Here is a 15610-nt window from a genome sequence, read left to right on the forward strand (position 1 = left end):
GGTACACTGCGCGCCCGCAATGATAAAACCGAAGACACCATGCTGAATAACGATATTTTACGTAGCCTGCGCTATACGCTCAAAACGAATAATGAGGGGCTGGTGCGGATTCTGGCGCTTGCCGAGGTCGAGGCCACGCCGGCACAGATTGAGGGCTGGATGAAAAAGGAAGAAGAGGACGGTTTTCAGCGCTGCCCGGACATCGTCCTGTCGAGTTTTCTCAACGGCCTGATCTATGACAAGCGCGGTCGCGATGAAAGCACACCGCCGCTGGCGGCCGAACGTCGCCTGAACAACAACATCGTGCTGAAGAAGCTGCGTATCGCTTTCTCGCTGAAAACCGACGATATTCTGGCAATCCTCACCGAACAGCAGTTCCGCATTTCGATGCCGGAAATTACCGCCATGATGCGTGCGCCGGATCATAAAAACTTCCGCGAATGCGGTGACCAGGTGCTGCGCTACTTCCTGCGCGGGCTGGCGACGCGGCATAACGTGAAAAGCGCCTGACGCCAGACGCTTTTCCCCGCGCACACAAAAACGCCCTCATTCGAGGGCGTTTTGCTTATTTCACCTGCTGACCCGGCTGGGCGCCGCTGTCCGGGCTTAACAGGAAGATATCTTTCCCGCCAGGGCCGGCCGCCATCACCATGCCTTCGGACATGCCGAAGCGCATTTTGCGCGGCGCAAGGTTCGCGACCATCACCGTCAGGCGGCCGATCAGCGCCTGCGGCTCCGGATAGGCGGAGCGGATGCCGGAGAAGACGTTACGCTTCTCGCCGCCGAGATCCAGCGTCAGGCGCAGCAGCTTGTCGGAGCCGTCAACAAATTCCGCGTTCTCAATCAGCGCCACGCGCAGATCGATTTTCGCGAAGTCGTCAAAGGTGATGGTCTCCTGAATCGGATCGTCTGCCAGCGGGCCGCTAACCGGAGCCGCTGCGGCTTTCACTTCTTCTTTTGACGCTTCCACCAGCGCTTCCACCTGTTTCATCTCAAGACGGTTATACAGGGCTTTAAAGCTGTTGACCGTATGGTCGAGCAGCGGGGCGTTGATGCTGTCCCAGCTCAGCTCGGTGTTCAGGAACGCCTCTGCGCGCTCGCTCAGGGACGGCAGCACCGGCTTGAGCCAGGTCATCAGCACGCGGAACATATTCAGGCCCATGGTGCAGATGGCCTGCAGCTCGGCATCGCGGCCTTCCTGTTTTGCCACCACCCACGGAGCCTGCTCGTCCACGTAGCGGTTAGCGAGATCCGCCAGCGCCATGATTTCGCGCACCGCTTTACCGAACTCGCGGCTCTCCCACGCATCGCCAATAGTGGCCGCCGCGTCGGTGAAGGTTTTATACAGTGCCGGGTCTGCCAGTTCAGCGGCCAGCTTGCCGTCGAAGCGTTTGGCGATAAAGCCGGCGTTACGCGAGGCGAGGTTCACCACTTTATTCACGATATCGGCATTCACGCGCTGCACGAAATCTTCCAGATTCAGGTCGATGTCGTCGATGCGCGACGAGAGTTTTGCGGCGTAGTAGTAGCGCAGACTGTCAGCGTCGAAGTGGTTCAGCCAGGTGCTGGCTTTGATGAAGGTGCCGCGGGATTTTGACATCTTCGCGCCGTTCACCGTCACGTAGCCGTGGACAAACAGGTTGGTCGGCTTGCGGAAACCGCTGCCTTCCAGCATCGCCGGCCAGAACAGGCTGTGGAAATAGACGATGTCTTTCCCGATAAAGTGATACAGCTCGGCGCTGGAGTCTTTTTTCCAGTACTCGTCAAAGCTGGTGGTATCGCCGCGCTTGTCGCACAGGTTACGGAAGGAACCCATGTAGCCGATAGGCGCGTCCAGCCAGACGTAGAAATATTTGCCCGGCGCGTCAGGGATTTCAAAGCCGAAGTAGGGCGCATCACGGGAAATATCCCACTGTTGCAGGCCGGATTCGAACCACTCCTGCATCTTGTTCGCCACCTGCTCCTGCAGCGCACCGCTGCGGGTCCATGCCTGCAGCATGGCGCTGAAGGAGGGCAGGTCAAAGAAGAAGTGTTCGGAGTCGCGCATCACTGGCGTCGCGCCGGACACCACGGATTTCGGCTCAATCAGCTCGGTCGGGCTGTAGGTCGCGCCGCACACTTCGCAGTTATCGCCGTACTGGTCCGGAGATTTACATTTCGGGCAGGTGCCTTTGACGAAACGGTCCGGCAGGAACATCCCTTTTTCCGGATCGTAGAGCTGAGAGATGGTGCGGTTCTTAATGAAGCCGTTCTCTTTCAGACGCGTGTAGATCAGTTCGGACAGCTCGCGGTTCTCGTCGCTGTGGGTCGAGTGATAGTTGTCGTAGCTGATGTTGAAGCCTGCGAAATCGGTCTGATGCTCCTGACTCATTTCACCAATCATCTGCTCCGGAGTGATGCCAAGCTGCTGGGCTTTCAGCATGATCGGCGTGCCGTGGGCGTCATCCGCACAGATGAAATTGACCTCGTGGCCGCGCATTCGCTGGTAACGGACCCAGACATCAGCCTGGATGTGCTCCAGCATGTGGCCTAAGTGAATGGAGCCGTTGGCGTACGGCAGCGCGCACGTTACCAGAATCTTTTTCGCGACTTGAGTCATAGTGAGTATTACGTCTTCTGTGGCAAATGGGGGAGTAATACTACCCGAATCAACCCGCGTTGAGTACCGCGAGGCGGTAAAACGGCGGAAAAAATCGATAGCAGGTAAGGCACTGTTGTTAAGGGCGCGATATCCCGCCTGAGCGCTTCAGTTTCAGTTTCCATAACTCAGATTCCGCGCTGCTTAAAATTCCTGGTTGTCGCCATTAATGGCACCTGAACCTGTATTTCCCTGAGTTAATCGTTATTGTGCATAGTCTTTAACCAGTCACAATCTGCCTGAAACAGCGATAAAAAATCGCTGCAGCTGGCAGCAAAGGATTGCAATGAAGTCTGCTTATTTAATGTCGATTATGTTCTTGTGCGGGTGTACTGGCGACAAGGCAACCTTTGATCATGCAGGTGACGTGACAGTCATTAACGGCGAGTTGTGTGCAGGTACCAAAGACGCCGAGCCAGGTGATGTTTTTACTCAGTACGCTATTTACCCGGTTCATGAAACCAATCCCCGGCGGCATTATGTCACTTTGCCTGCCTGGAAGCAGTGCCTGCCGAACGGTACTTATCATTCAGGTGAAACCTGGGCCGCGGAGTACATTCTGATGAAACCCGGCGGGGCGTTGCGCAGGTATCTGGTTGAATTTATTGTCCCCTGACGACCTGCATCTATCTGCCAGCCCGGTACACCGCATTTAAAGCACACCAGGCCAAAGCAAGCCGGGCGTTTAGTGTCGTCTTACTCCCCCGGACTCTGTTATGATTCTCAGACTCAATTTTTTAACATCAGAACAACAAAGGAGTCGGGATGAGTTCGCAATCCCAGGCCAAATCCCCGGAAGCCCTGCGCGCCATGGTTGCCGGTACACTGGCAAATTTTCAGCACCCAACGCTTAAGCACAATCTCACCGCGCTGAAAGCGCTGCACCACGTCGCCTGGCTGGACGACACCATTCATATTGAACTGGTGATGCCGTTTGCCTGGCGCACCGCGTTTGACGAGCTGAAAGAGCAGTGCAGCGCCGATCTGCTGCGCATCACCGGCGCGAGCGCGATTGACTGGAAGCTGTCGCACAGCATCGCCACCCTGAAGCGCGTGAAAAATCAGACCGGCGTCAACGGCGTGAAAAACATCATCGCGGTCAGCTCCGGTAAAGGCGGCGTGGGTAAATCCTCCACCGCGGTAAACCTCGCGCTGGCGCTGGCAGCAGAAGGGGCCAAAGTGGGCATCCTTGATGCCGATATCTATGGCCCGTCGATTCCGACCATGCTCGGCACCGAAAACCAGCGCCCGACCTCCCCGGACGGTACGCGTATGGCGCCGATCAACGTCCACGGCCTGGCAACCAACTCCATTGGCTATCTGGTGACCGACGATAACGCTATGGTGTGGCGCGGCCCGATGGCCAGCAAAGCGCTGCTGCAGCTGCTGCAGGAAACCATGTGGCCGGATCTGGACTATCTGGTACTCGATATGCCGCCGGGCACCGGTGACATCCAGCTGACGCTGGCGCAGAACATCCCGGTAACCGGTGCGGTTGTGGTCACGACCCCGCAGGACATCGCCCTGATTGACGCCCGTAAAGGCATGGTGATGTTTGAGAAGGTAGAAGTGCCGGTGCTGGGCGTGGTGGAGAACATGAGCATGCATATCTGCAGCAACTGTGGTCACCACGAGCCGATCTTCGGCACCGGCGGGGCAGAGAAGCTGGCGCAGCAGTACCACACCGCACTGCTCGGTCAGCTGCCGCTGCACATCCAGCTGCGTGAAGATCTCGATGCCGGCACGCCGACCGTGGTGCACCGTCCGGAGAGTGAATTCACCGCCATCTATCGCCAGCTGGCCGGGCGCGTAGCCGCACAGCTCTACTGGCAGGGCGAAGTGATCCCGGGCGACATCGCGTTCCGCGCGGTATAAGCCTTTCCGGCTGCCCTGGCCTCAGGGCAGCCGATAATGCATCAGCAGATACTCCCCCTCCGGCGACGCGCCCGTCGCTTCAATCGTCCAGCCGTGCTGCTGGTAAAATTCTATCGCACACTGGTTTTTCGCCAGGCATTTCAGCGCCCCGGTGCTGGTGAACTGCTGCTGTACGTGCTCAAGCAGGGCGCTGCCAATGCCTTTTCCCTGCCAGGCCGGATCGATAAACAGGTTATGCAGGAAGTTACCGTTCTCCACCAGTGAAGCGAAGCCGACGCGGTGTCCGTCCTCCAGCGCGACATAAATGCGCTCGTTACGCGTTGCGGCGTCAAAGTCTTCCAGCTGCCAGTCGCTGCCGTTAAGCCAGGTCCAGCTTTCGCGGCGGGCATGTAAGTAAAGGGTGCGCAGAAAAGGGCGATCGCCCTCCTGCCAGCATCGAATTTCCACAGGTGCTCCTTGTTATCGTTTTGCTAAGTGTTGACCCTGCATCGCGATGTCTCAAGTACGCCGCGCTGAACGGCCGTGTCACCGCACTGCGCAGTTTGGCTTAAGTGTGGAAAACGGGGGGCTAACGGCGGCGAATGTGTCGCTAAAATCAGCCTTAAGGCAAATTACCTGCGTAAATTCAGTGAGTTGTTGATAACGCTGTCATCAATTGGTATATCCATGGGGGCTTGTGCCGCAAAAAATGCGCCCGCACCCGAAAAGGGGATTTTTTGCCGCACCCGCGCACTCGCATCACCGTCGCGAAAACGGTGCATGTTATGACGCCACTGGGAGGGTAAATGACTGACTTTACGCAACAGCCGTTCGCGGACGCTGAATTTCTTGATAACCCGCAGGCGCGCTGCCCCTGCATCCTGCTGCTGGACGTTTCCGCCTCTATGACCGGTGCGCCCATTGAGCAGCTTAACCAGGGGCTGCTGCATCTGCAGGAAGAGATCCAGAGCGACAGCCTGGCCGCGAAACGCGTGGAGTTTGCCATCGTCACCTTTGGCCCGGTAAAAACCGAAGTGGACTTCACCAGCGCCACCCAGTTCTTCCCGCCGCATCTGGAAACCCAGGGCAATACGCCGATGGGCGAAGCCATTGAAACGGCGCTGCAGATGCTGAGCGATCGCAAAGAGCGCTACCGTACCAACGGCGTCAGCTTCTATCGCCCGTGGGTGTTTCTCATCACCGACGGTGCGCCAACCGACAGCTGGCAGCGTGCCGCGCAGCTTATTCGCGAAGGCGAAGCCGCGAAATCCTTTATGTTCTACGCCGTGGGCGTCGAAAGTGCGGACATGTCCACCCTGTCGCAGATTGCCGTGCGCCAGCCGCTGAAGCTCAAGGGGCTGCAGTTCAGCGAGTTCTTCCAGTGGCTCTCGAACTCCCTGAGCGCCATGTCGCGCTCAAATCCGGGTGAGCAGGTGCCGCTGGAGAACCCGACCGCGCCGGACGGCTGGGCCGTGGCCGGTTAAGCCGATGGACTGGTGCTACGCCTCGGCCTCTGCCATCGGCAGCTCGCATATCCGCAGCGGCACGCGGCTTCAGGATGCCCGCCGCTGTTTTCTTGCGGATGCCCCCGACGGCACGCCGTGGTTTGTGGCGGTGGTGTCCGACGGTGCCGGCTCGGCAAGCTTCGGCGGCCAGGGTGCTTCGCTGGTGTGCCATACCCTGAGCCAGCTTGCCCGCGCCCATCTGTCTTGCGCGGCGCATGCGCCGGATGACGCCACGCTGCATCACTGGATTGACCAGGCGCGCAGCCGTATTCGCGAGGCGGCGCAGAGCCGGGCACTGACGCCGCGTGACTTCGCTGCCACGCTGGTGATGCTGATGGTCAGCCCGGAATGCGTCCTCGTGGCCCACGTCGGTGACGGGGCGGTGGTGTGTCGCGATAAGGCCAGCGCCGGGTGGCATGTGGTGAGTGCTCCGCAGCACGGGGAGTACGCGTCCACCACCTGGTTCATCACCGATGAGCCGCAGGCCAGAGTGCGTTTTACCCGCTTGCCCAACGACTTCAGCGCTTTTGCGGCTTTCAGCGACGGCATCGAAAGCCTGGTGATTAACAGCGCCACCGGCTGCGCTGCGCCGGGCTTTTTCAACCCGATGGCGCGACCGCTGGATAACTCCCCGGTCATCGGCCACGACGCGGCGCTCAGCCGCAGCCTGACGCAGTTCCTCGCCAGTCCGCGTCTCAACGAGCGCACCGACGATGATAAAACCCTGGTTCTTGCGGTGGTGAAATGAGTCAGGAGTCGCTGTATGCCGGCGGGCGACCGCTGACCATCGACAAGCGAATAGGCAAGGGCGGCGAAGGCGAAGTGTTTGCCGTCAGCAATCTTCCGGGCTATGCGTTCAAACGCTATCTCAATACCCTTGCCGCGGAACGCGAGCGTAAAATTCGCGCCATCGTCGCCGGGCGGCTTGCCGACAGCGTGCCGACGGTGGCGTTTCCCTGCGAGGTGGTAGAGAACCAGCGCGGGCAGTTTGTCGGTTTTCTGATGAAGCGGGTGGATAAGCACCAGGAAATCCACGAGCTGCAGACCCCTACCTCACGCCAGAAGCATTTTCCCAAAGCCGACTACCGTTTCATCGTACGCGTTGCGCTTAACGTCGCGCGGGTGATGGCTCAACTGCATGCGCAGGGCTGCGTCGTGGGGGATATCAATCAGCGCGGTATTCTGGTTTCGCCGGAAGCTACGGTGGTGCTGATTGATGCCGACAGTTTCCAGGTGAACGCTGGCGGGCAGGCGTTCCTCTGCGCCGTCGGGGTGCCGGAGTACACGCCGCCTGAGCTGCAGGGGAAGGCCCTGAAATCCATCGTCCGCACACCGGATCACGATGCGTTCGGCCTCGCGGTGTGCCTGTTCCAGCTGCTGTGCATGGATCGTCATCCCTTTTCCGGCAGCTATACCGGTGACGGCGAGATGCCGCTGGAGAAGGCCATCGAAGAGTTTCGCTTCGCCTATTCGGCGCGGGCAACCGGCATGGAGCCGCCGCCCGGCACCGTGCGGCTGACGGACTTCTCCGGGCGCATTCATCAGCTGTTTGAGGAAGCATTTTCACCGCTGCACGTCGGAAAACGGCCTGCGGCCGCCGACTGGGTAGCGGCGATGCAGGAGTTTGAAGGCGAGCTGCGGATGTGCAGCCGCAACAAGCTGCATCACTACGCCCGGCACGTCGCCGAGTGCCCGTGGTGCCGGATGGAGAGCCGCTACGGACGCCCGCTGTTCCTCAACAGCGACTACTCCCGGATGCATCTGGCCGGTGGGCAGATGGATGCGCGTCACGGGCTGGTTCTGGATCTGAACGCCCTGATGGCGGCGGTCAACGGTGTTCACCTGCCTGCCGCCATTACCGTGCCGCTGCCGCCGGTGAGTGCGCCGCCCGCGCCGCAGAAAGCGGCCCGCACGCTGCACCTGAAACGGCGTTTGCTGCCGATCGCACGCGGCATCGGTGTGGCGCTGGTGCCGCTCGCGGCGCTGGGTGGCTATTTCGGCCTGCCGTGGGGGTATGCCCTGATGCTTGCCGCGCTGGGGCTGGTGCCGCTGGGGGTGAAGTTCAGCCCGGCGGGCTATCTGGCGCGTCACCAGCAGCTGTGCGGCGAGATCGTCGCGCGCTTCACCACTCTGCAACAGGCGGCTCCCCCGGCGCGGGCGATCCGGGTTAAGGCTGATATTTACGAGGCGGTGGAGCAGTTCCGCCAGCTCTCATCCGCCTTCAGCCAGCAGCCGACGGTATGGGACGGCGAGCGCCGGGCGAAGCAGCTTGACGAGCACCTGGTGCGCCATCAGATCCGTCGCGCCGGGCTGTCGCGTATCACCACCACCGACTGCGCCACCCTGGCCTCGTGGGGCTTCACCACGGCGCTGGATGTGAAGCAGCAGAACGTGCGCGTGGTACCGGGCATCGGCCCGATTAAAAGCGCGAATCTTCATACCTGGCTGCATGAGCTGGAGCGCAGCTTCAGTTACCGCAGCGCCTGGACGACGGTGGACCATCATCAGGTACGCACCCGCCAGAGCGAGATCCTGATCAAGCAGCAGGGTATGGAGGAACGTATCAAGAAAAGCCTCAGCGCTTTTCAGGGCCTGGCGCTGGAGATCGATCGCTGGAAAAGGTCGGTGGACAGCGAGCTGACGGCGCTGTTCGCGCAGCTGGCGCAGAACGAGGCGGATATCCGCAGCCTGGCGCTGCCGGTGCCGCCGCGTCCGCCGCTGAATGCCATTCCCGCGCCGACGCTGGCCTCCTTCCAGCCTCCTGCCACTGGCAGCGGGCAGGTCACCCGTGCGACGGCGCAGGTCGTCTGTCCACGCTGTCAGGGACCGATGGTGCGACGCCTGGCGCGGCGCGGGCCGGGAAATGGTCGGGCATTCTGGGGATGTGGCCGCTATCCGGCCTGCAATGGCACACGCCCCATCTGAGGCGTGTGCGGGAGAGGTATTAGCGGTGGTAGAAGATATCGCCGTTATAGGCCTTGAGGATTTTGCCTTCCGCGTCGGTAATCTGCACATAGTTGCCGCCCATATAGGTCCAGCGGCTGCCGGCTTCCGGCGCGGGCAGATTGCGCAGCTGCCATTTGGTGATGTTGTATTCGTCAGTCAGATACATAGCCGGAACGCGGTCACCAATTTTAAACTGGGTAAAATCGGCAACAAACTCTTTAATCTCGTAAGAATCAATACCCGTCGGCGCTGCGCCCTGCGGTGCAGCAAACGTTGACGACGCCACGGTCAACAGCGCGCCCATCAACAGCATTTTCGTTTTAGCCATGATATCTCCACGGTATGTTGGCTGTTTATTATTGTTAAACCCTTGCTAAGCGTTGCATCATCCCCGCTCCGCGTAAAGTCAGACAAGCACTGAATTGTGAGTAAATCATCGGGTTTGTAACAGAAATCAGTAATCAGCAGAGATGAATGAGGCACCGGAAGTGACTATGATGCGCACACGCAATTGCCGGGATACGAACATGAAGAACAACAGACGCTTCGCATATAGTGCAGAGGGCAGAGAGTGAGCGCACGCCGGGCATTCCACTTCGCCCCGTTTCGCTATCTCTTTTTCGCCCGTCTGCTGACAGTACTCGGGAACAGCATTGCTCCCGTGGCGCTGGCCTTTGCGGTGCTCGATATCGGCGGGTCGGCAGGGGACTTAGGCATTGTGGTGGCGGCACGCTCGATCTTTAACGTCGCCTTCCTGTTGATTGGCGGCGTGCTGGCGGACCGCTATTCGCGCAGTAAAGTGCTGGTGTGGTCGTCGGCGATCGCCGCATTCTCTCAGGCCGTGGTCGCCTGGCTGGTGCTTGACGGCTCGGCGACGGTCGCGCTGCTGGCACTGTTGGGTATCCTGAACGGTGCGGCGGCGGGGGTCGCGCTTCCCGCCTCACAGGCGATGGTGCCGCAGACGGTCCCCGCCCACAGCCTGCGCGAAGCGAACGCTTTTATTCAGCTTGGTATCAACGGCGGCACCGTGATTGGCGCGTCGCTCGGCGGTGTGCTTGCCAGTATGGTCGGCCCGGGATGGGGGCTGGCGGTGGACGCGCTGGGCTTTGCGCTAGCCGCACCGCTCTATCTGATGACCCGCACCAGCGCTGCCCGGACGGGAGAAAGCCACAGCAATATCCTGCAGGATCTGCGCGACGGCTGGCAGGAGTTCATCGCCCGCAGCTGGGTGTGGGTGATAGTGGTGCAGTTCACCCTGATCAATGCGGCATTCAGCGGCATTATGATGATTGTCGGTCCCATCGTCGCGGATGCCTCTTTCGGCCGCGCCGGCTGGGGCTTTGCGCTCGCCTCGCAGGGCACTGGGTTGATTGTCGGCTCGCTGATCGCCCTGCGCTGGAAACCGCGCCGCGACCTGTTTATCGGCGTGCTGCTGGTACTGCTCTGCGCACTGCCGCTGCTGGTGCTCAGCCAGCACCCCACCACGGCCGCGCTGATGGCGGCCTTCTTCGTCGCCGGCGTCGGGTTTGGTCAGTTCGGCGTGGTCTGGGCGCACTCCCTGCAAACCCACATTCCTCCCGGGAAGCTCGCCCGCGTTTACGCCTGGGACGCCATCGGCTCATTTGTGGCGATCCCCATCGGCGAGCTCGCCGCCGGTCCGCTGACCGCTCAGTTTGGTATTCCCCGGCTGTTACTGGCCTGCGCCGCCGTGGTCGTGATTGCTACTCTGGCCGCAGCCTGTATTCCGGCGATACGCCGCCATGAGAATGGCGTAGTGGTAAGAAGGGAAGGGGATGAGCGGGAGTGACGACAGGATGAGAGGAACCTATCAGGATATTGTCTTTATAGATTGAACAGGCAGTCATCCCCTGTATCAATTGAACGGCGTTTCATGGGGTACGTCGATCGCCAGTGAAAAGCGCGAATTTTCTCAGAAGTGGCGAGCAGAAACATGACAGAGTGCGGCAAAGTGCTTGCGAATCGGCGTGAGCGGCTGGGATTTCGTATTTTGATGACTTTCGACAGGGAAGGCTGCTGCATAGCATTCGTCACTCTGTTGGCTCTATCACAATGGCTGGGTGGGTAAAGAACGTCTTGCATCTGCAACAAACGGTAGACCATGAGAAAAGTGGTGGGATTGCTAAACGTTGGTAACACATATTCCTCTATCCTCTGTTTCTTATGTGATTAACATAACAGGCACGCTTGCATCACCGCGCGCCATCCCCTAAGCTGCCAGAAAGTAAGCTAATTTGTACCAATGACTCGGGGTGCCCTTCTTAAATGAAGGCTGAGAAATACCCGTATTACCTGATCTGGATAATGCCAGCGTAGGGAAGTCAGATGCCTGTCCGGCATCCCTTCTTCGCGCCGGACAGGAGCCCACCATGCAACCTGACCTGCTTCACGACGCCGTTGCGATACGCGTCCTTAATCATCTCCATGCCCGCTCGCCGCTGGTTCACTGCCTTACCAATGACGTGGTGCAGACCTTTACCGCTAACGTGCTGCTGGCGCTTAACGCCTCGCCCGCGATGGTGGTCGATCCCGACGAGGCGGCGCAGTTCAGCGCTGTCGCTGATGGTCTGCTGATCAATCTTGGCACCCTGACGCAGCCGCAGCGCGATGCCATGCGTGCGGCGATTACCAGCGCCCGTTGCCACAATACCCCCTGGACCCTCGATCCGGTGGCGGTCGGGGCGCTCACTCTGCGCACTGATTTTGCCCATGAAATCCTCGCCCTGAACCCGGCGGCCATTCGCGGTAACGCTTCGGAAATCCGCGCCCTCGCCGGGGAAAGCACGGGCGGACGCGGCGTGGATACCACCGATCGGGCTGCCGACGCGCTGCACGCCGCCATCACCCTGGCCCGGCAGTACCGGACGGTCATCGCCGTCACCGGGGAAGTGGATTACGTTACCGACGGCGAACGCACTCTGGCCATACGCGGCGGTGACCCGTTGATGACTCGCGTGGTCGGCACCGGCTGTGCGCTGTCGGCGGTGGTCGCGGCGTGCTGTACGCTGCCCGGCGACAGGCTGGAAAACGTAGCGGGTGCCTGCTGGATCATGAAGCGCGCGGGGGCGCAGGCCGCCTCGCGCGCGGCGGGGCCGGGCAGCTTCGCCAGCGCCTTTCTCGATGCGCTGTACGGGATGAACCGGGAGGTGGCGCAATGAAACGTATTAATGCGCTGACCATCGCCGGCACCGATCCCAGCGGCGGGGCGGGTATCCAGGCGGATCTGAAAACCTTCTCGGCGCTCGAGGCCTATGGCACCTCGGTTATCACCGCGCTGGTAGCGCAGAACACGCGCGGCGTACAGTCGGTCTACCACCTCGACCCGGCCTTTGTCGGGGAGCAGATCGACGCCGTGCTGAGCGATGTGCGCATCGACGCCATCAAAATCGGCATGCTGGATAACGCTGCGATCGTGGATGTGGTGGCGGAGCGCCTGGCACATTACGGCGCGGCTAACGTGGTGCTCGACACCGTGATGCTGGCCAAAAGCGGCGATGCGCTGCTGATGCCGGATGCAGTAGACCGGTTGCGCACCCGGCTGCTGCCTCAGGTGGCGCTGATCACGCCGAATCTGCCGGAAGCCGCGGCGCTGCTGAATACCACCAGCGCCGGCGATGAGCAGACGATGCGGATGCAGGGCAGGGCGCTGCTGGAGTACGGTTGCGGGGCGGTGCTGATGAAGGGCGGTCACTTAGATAACGGCGAAAGTCCGGACTGGCTGATTACCCGCGCGCAAGAAATTCGCTTCACCACGCCGCGCGTCGTCACCAAAAACACCCACGGCACCGGCTGCACGCTCTCGGCGGCGCTGGCAGCGCTGCGTCCGCGTCATGACAGTTGGGAAACCACCGTGGCGGCGGCGAAGGATTATCTTACTGGTGCGCTGGCGCAGGCGGATTCACTGGAGGTGGGGGCGGGCATTGGTCCGGTGCACCATTTTTATGGCTGGTGGTAGCAAATAGCGGGCGTTTAACAGGCAAAACCGGCTAAAAATGCGTCAGCCGATGGCAAAACGCGACTGAAAGGTCCAGGCTTACTCTGCCCGTAACGTCACGGGCGAGGACAATCCATGTGCGCCGGGCATGACGCCTGGCGTAACTTTCGGGAGCTTATTATGACAGATATCGTGCAGTTGCTTGGCAAAGATGCCGACAGCCTGTTACAGCATCGCTGTATGACGATTCCAGCAGAGCAGCTTTATTTACCGGGCCATGACTACGTTGACCGCGTCATGGTGGATAACAACCGCCCGCCGGCAGTGCTGCGCAATATGCAGACGCTGTACAACACCGGGCGGCTGGCAGGGACAGGCTATCTCTCCATCCTGCCTGTGGATCAGGGTGTGGAGCACTCGGCGGGTGCCTCGTTTGCGGCAAACCCCCAGTACTTCGACCCGAAAAACATCGTCGAGCTGGCGATTGAAGCGGGCTGCAACTGCGTGGCCTCCACCTACGGCGTGCTGGCTTCCGTCTCGCGCCGCTATGCGCACCGCATCCCGTTCCTGGTAAAGCTCAATCACAACGAGACCCTGAGCTATCCGACCCAGTATGACCAGACGCTGTACGCCAGCGTCGAGCAGGCGTTTAACATGGGCGCGGTGGCGGTCGGGGCCACTATCTACTTCGGCTCTGAAGAGTCCCGTCGGCAGATTGAAGAGATCTCGGCAGCCTTCGAGCGGGCGCACGAGCTGGGCATGGTCACCGTGCTGTGGGCCTACCTGCGCAACAGCGCGTTCAAGAAAGACGGCGTCGATTATCACGTCTCCGCCGACCTGACCGGCCAGGCAAACCACCTCGCGGCGACGATCGGGGCGGATATCGTGAAGCAGAAAATGGCGGAGAATAACGGCGGCTACAACGCGGTGAAATTCGGCTACACCGATGAGCGCGTCTACAGCAAACTGACCAGCGATAACCCGATTGACCTGGTACGTTATCAGCTGGCGAACTGCTACATGGGCCGCGCCGGGCTGATCAACTCCGGCGGTGCGGACGGGGGCGATACCGATCTCGGCGATGCAGTGCGTACCGCGGTTATCAACAAACGCGCGGGCGGAATGGGGCTGATCCTCGGTCGCAAGGCGTTCAAGAAAACCATGGCGGATGGCGTGAAGCTCATCAATGCCGTGCAGGATGTGTATCTCGACAGCAAAGTCACTATCGCCTGATCCTCAACGCCTCTGCGGAGGCGTTTTCCTCGTTTTTAACAATTCGATCACCTTCACACTTAGCCTTTCTTTTGTGAAAAGGTTCACTTCTCCCTGTGCATATGCCCGAAAAACGGCGTTTTAATCACGCGCTTTGTCCGAGGCAGCGGATACTTTTTGTGCTTAGATTTAGTTCTGAAACGCTTTTTCAAAATATATGCCTTCCCCACCGTAGTTGTTGAGCTGTTACGGAAATGTATTGCGCTATCAGGTAACGGCCTGACCTGCACTCTCTGTTGTCGTTAAGGACCCGTAATGAAGATCGAATCCGTCAATGTCACCGTATTTACCTATCCCACACGCCGCGTCTCGGACAGCGCCGGCCACTCGCATCCCGGCGACGAGAGCCTGGCAAAAATGGCGATGCTGACCATCACCGCCGAGGATGGCAGCAAGGGCTACTCCTTCGCGCCGCCGGAAGTGGTGCGCCCGTTCGTGGTCAATGCCTTCTTCCGCAAGGTGCTGGTCGGGCAGGATGCTTTTGACCGCGAACGCATCTGGCAGGATCTGGTGCACTGGCAGCGCGGCAGCGCACACCAGCTTACCGAGCGCGCGCTCTCCTTCGTTGAGCAGGCGCTGTGGGATCTGGCGGGCCGCAAACTGAATATGCCGGTGTGGAAGCTGATCGGCGGCTACCGCGACCGCGTACCGGCTTACGGCAGCACCATGTGCGGGGACGAACTCAAGGGCGGGCTGTCGACCCCGGAAGAGTATGCGCAGTTCGCCGAAACCCTTGTGGCACGCGGCTATAAGGCGATCAAGCTGCACACCTGGATGCCGCCGGTGGCCTTTGCGCCGAACCCGAAAATGGACGTCAAAGCCTGCGCGGCGGTGCGCGAAGCGGTGGGGCCGGATATCGACCTGATGATCGACGGCTACCACTGGTACAGCCGCACCGAGGCGCTTTACATCGGTAAGGAGCTGGAAAAACTCAATTTCGCCTGGTTTGAAGAGCCGATGGAGGAGGAGAGCATGTCCTCCTACGCCTGGCTGGCAGAGAACCTGTCAATTCCGGTGATTGGCCCGGAAAGCCTCGGCGGCAAACACCACAGCCGCGCCGACTGGGTGAAAGCGGGTGCCTGCGACATTCTGCGTGCCGGGTCCAACGGCGTGGGCGGCATTGCGCCGACGCTGAAGGTCGCGCACCTGGCGGAAGCCTTCGGGATGGACTGCGAAGTGCACGGCAACGGTGCCGCCAGCCTGGCGGTGGTGGGGGCGATCCGCAACTGCCGCTGGTATGAGCGCGGCCTGCTGCATCCGTTCCTCGACTACGACGAGCCGGCGGCTTACCTCAACAGCATCGTTGACCCGATGGACAGCGACGGCATGGTGCATCTGCCCACGCGTCCGGGCCTCGGGGAAGACATTAACTTTGCGTATATCGACGCCCATACCGTCAGCCACGACTGACACATAAAAACCTCAACCCCGATCCGCTGCGGC

The 15610-nt window shown here is 60.3% G+C and carries 14 protein-coding genes and 1 riboswitch; of the genes, 11 read left to right on the top strand and 3 right to left on the bottom strand.

Annotation, left to right across the window (positions count from 1 at the left end):
* Positions 1-39: 39 nt before the first annotated feature.
* Complete coding sequence (locus ET34_RS0107270; protein ID WP_031520758.1) at positions 40-510, top strand: YehS family protein; 471 nt, start codon at positions 40-42, stop codon at positions 508-510.
* 55 nt (positions 511-565) lie between these two features.
* On the opposite strand, the gene metG is transcribed toward ET34_RS0107270, so the two are convergent.
* Positions 566-2599: a methionine--tRNA ligase gene (gene metG / locus ET34_RS0107275; RefSeq protein ID WP_031520760.1), complete on the bottom strand. Its 2034-nt coding sequence runs from the start codon at positions 2597-2599 to the stop codon at positions 566-568.
* A 325-nt stretch (positions 2600-2924) separates the two neighbouring features.
* Between metG and ET34_RS0107280 the strand changes: the two genes are divergently transcribed.
* Both ET34_RS0107280 and apbC read left to right on the top strand, forming a co-directional pair.
* On the top strand, positions 2925-3254 hold the full coding sequence (locus tag ET34_RS0107280) for a putative T6SS immunity periplasmic lipoprotein (protein WP_031520762.1): 330 nt from the start codon (positions 2925-2927) through the stop codon (positions 3252-3254).
* Between the two features lie 149 nt (positions 3255-3403).
* Positions 3404-4513 (top strand): iron-sulfur cluster carrier protein ApbC, encoded by a 1110-nt coding sequence (apbC, locus tag ET34_RS0107285; RefSeq protein WP_031520763.1) that lies wholly within the window; start codon positions 3404-3406, stop codon positions 4511-4513.
* A gap of 21 nt (positions 4514-4534) precedes the next feature.
* Here the strand turns inward: apbC and ET34_RS0107290 are convergent, their stop codons facing one another.
* Positions 4535-4960: a GNAT family N-acetyltransferase gene (locus ET34_RS0107290; protein ID WP_031520765.1), complete on the bottom strand. Its 426-nt coding sequence runs from the start codon at positions 4958-4960 to the stop codon at positions 4535-4537.
* Positions 4961-5298: 338 nt separating this feature from the next.
* Between ET34_RS0107290 and ET34_RS0107295 the strand changes: the two genes are divergently transcribed.
* The 3 genes from ET34_RS0107295 to ET34_RS22915 are packed head-to-tail and all read left to right on the top strand — an operon-like array spanning position 5299 to position 8922.
* Positions 5299-5976: a vWA domain-containing protein gene (locus tag ET34_RS0107295; protein WP_031520767.1), complete on the top strand. Its 678-nt coding sequence runs from the start codon at positions 5299-5301 to the stop codon at positions 5974-5976.
* Positions 5977-5980: 4 nt separating this feature from the next.
* Positions 5981-6745 (top strand): PP2C family serine/threonine-protein phosphatase, encoded by a 765-nt coding sequence (locus ET34_RS0107300; RefSeq protein ID WP_031520769.1) that lies wholly within the window; start codon positions 5981-5983, stop codon positions 6743-6745.
* Complete coding sequence (locus ET34_RS22915; protein WP_031520771.1) at positions 6742-8922, top strand: helix-hairpin-helix domain-containing protein; 2181 nt, start codon at positions 6742-6744, stop codon at positions 8920-8922. Before ET34_RS0107300 ends, ET34_RS22915 begins: the two co-directional genes overlap by 4 nt.
* 19 nt (positions 8923-8941) lie before the next feature.
* On the opposite strand, the gene ET34_RS0107310 is transcribed toward ET34_RS22915, so the two are convergent.
* Positions 8942-9271 (bottom strand): RcnB family protein, encoded by a 330-nt coding sequence (locus ET34_RS0107310; protein ID WP_031520773.1) that lies wholly within the window; start codon positions 9269-9271, stop codon positions 8942-8944.
* Positions 9272-9514: 243 nt separating this feature from the next.
* Between ET34_RS0107310 and ET34_RS0107315 the strand changes: the two genes are divergently transcribed.
* The 5 genes from ET34_RS0107315 (at position 9515) to ET34_RS0107335 (ending at position 15577) form a co-directional block, all read left to right on the top strand.
* Positions 9515-10750 (top strand): MFS transporter, encoded by a 1236-nt coding sequence (locus ET34_RS0107315; protein WP_031520774.1) that lies wholly within the window; start codon positions 9515-9517, stop codon positions 10748-10750.
* A gap of 449 nt (positions 10751-11199) precedes the next feature.
* Positions 11200-11297, top strand: a riboswitch (TPP riboswitch).
* Between the two features lie 33 nt (positions 11298-11330).
* Entirely contained in the window at positions 11331-12119 is a 789-nt protein-coding gene (gene thiM, locus ET34_RS0107320; RefSeq protein ID WP_031520776.1) for a hydroxyethylthiazole kinase, read from the top strand.
* On the top strand, positions 12116-12916 hold the full coding sequence (thiD, locus tag ET34_RS0107325) for a bifunctional hydroxymethylpyrimidine kinase/phosphomethylpyrimidine kinase (protein WP_031520779.1): 801 nt from the start codon (positions 12116-12118) through the stop codon (positions 12914-12916). The genes thiM and thiD overlap by 4 nt, the downstream gene beginning before the upstream one ends.
* 159 nt (positions 12917-13075) lie before the next feature.
* The gene (gene fbaB, locus ET34_RS0107330; RefSeq protein WP_031520781.1) at positions 13076-14128 is read left to right on the top strand and encodes a class I fructose-bisphosphate aldolase; all 1053 of its coding nucleotides are present in this window, start codon (positions 13076-13078) and stop codon (positions 14126-14128) included.
* Between the two features lie 294 nt (positions 14129-14422).
* On the top strand, positions 14423-15577 hold the full coding sequence (locus ET34_RS0107335) for a mandelate racemase family protein (RefSeq protein ID WP_031520783.1): 1155 nt from the start codon (positions 14423-14425) through the stop codon (positions 15575-15577).
* Positions 15578-15610: the final 33 nt, after the last annotated feature.

The organism is Siccibacter colletis (assembly GCF_000696575.1).
GTDB lineage: Bacteria > Pseudomonadota > Gammaproteobacteria > Enterobacterales > Enterobacteriaceae > Siccibacter > Siccibacter colletis.

Coding starts and splice junctions, on each gene's coding strand:
- ET34_RS0107270 (WP_031520758.1), top strand. CDS start 40: ATGCTGAATAACGATATTTTACGTAGCCTGCGCTATACGCTCAAAACG.
- metG (WP_031520760.1), bottom strand. CDS start 2,599: ATGACTCAAGTCGCGAAAAAGATTCTGGTAACGTGCGCGCTGCCGTAC.
- ET34_RS0107280 (WP_031520762.1), top strand. CDS start 2,925: ATGAAGTCTGCTTATTTAATGTCGATTATGTTCTTGTGCGGGTGTACT.
- apbC (WP_031520763.1), top strand. CDS start 3,404: ATGAGTTCGCAATCCCAGGCCAAATCCCCGGAAGCCCTGCGCGCCATG.
- ET34_RS0107295 (WP_031520767.1), top strand. CDS start 5,299: ATGACTGACTTTACGCAACAGCCGTTCGCGGACGCTGAATTTCTTGAT.
- ET34_RS0107300 (WP_031520769.1), top strand. CDS start 5,981: ATGGACTGGTGCTACGCCTCGGCCTCTGCCATCGGCAGCTCGCATATC.
- ET34_RS22915 (WP_031520771.1), top strand. CDS start 6,742: ATGAGTCAGGAGTCGCTGTATGCCGGCGGGCGACCGCTGACCATCGAC.
- ET34_RS0107310 (WP_031520773.1), bottom strand. CDS start 9,271: ATGGCTAAAACGAAAATGCTGTTGATGGGCGCGCTGTTGACCGTGGCG.
- thiM (WP_031520776.1), top strand. CDS start 11,331: ATGCAACCTGACCTGCTTCACGACGCCGTTGCGATACGCGTCCTTAAT.
- thiD (WP_031520779.1), top strand. CDS start 12,116: ATGAAACGTATTAATGCGCTGACCATCGCCGGCACCGATCCCAGCGGC.
- fbaB (WP_031520781.1), top strand. CDS start 13,076: ATGACAGATATCGTGCAGTTGCTTGGCAAAGATGCCGACAGCCTGTTA.
- ET34_RS0107335 (WP_031520783.1), top strand. CDS start 14,423: ATGAAGATCGAATCCGTCAATGTCACCGTATTTACCTATCCCACACGC.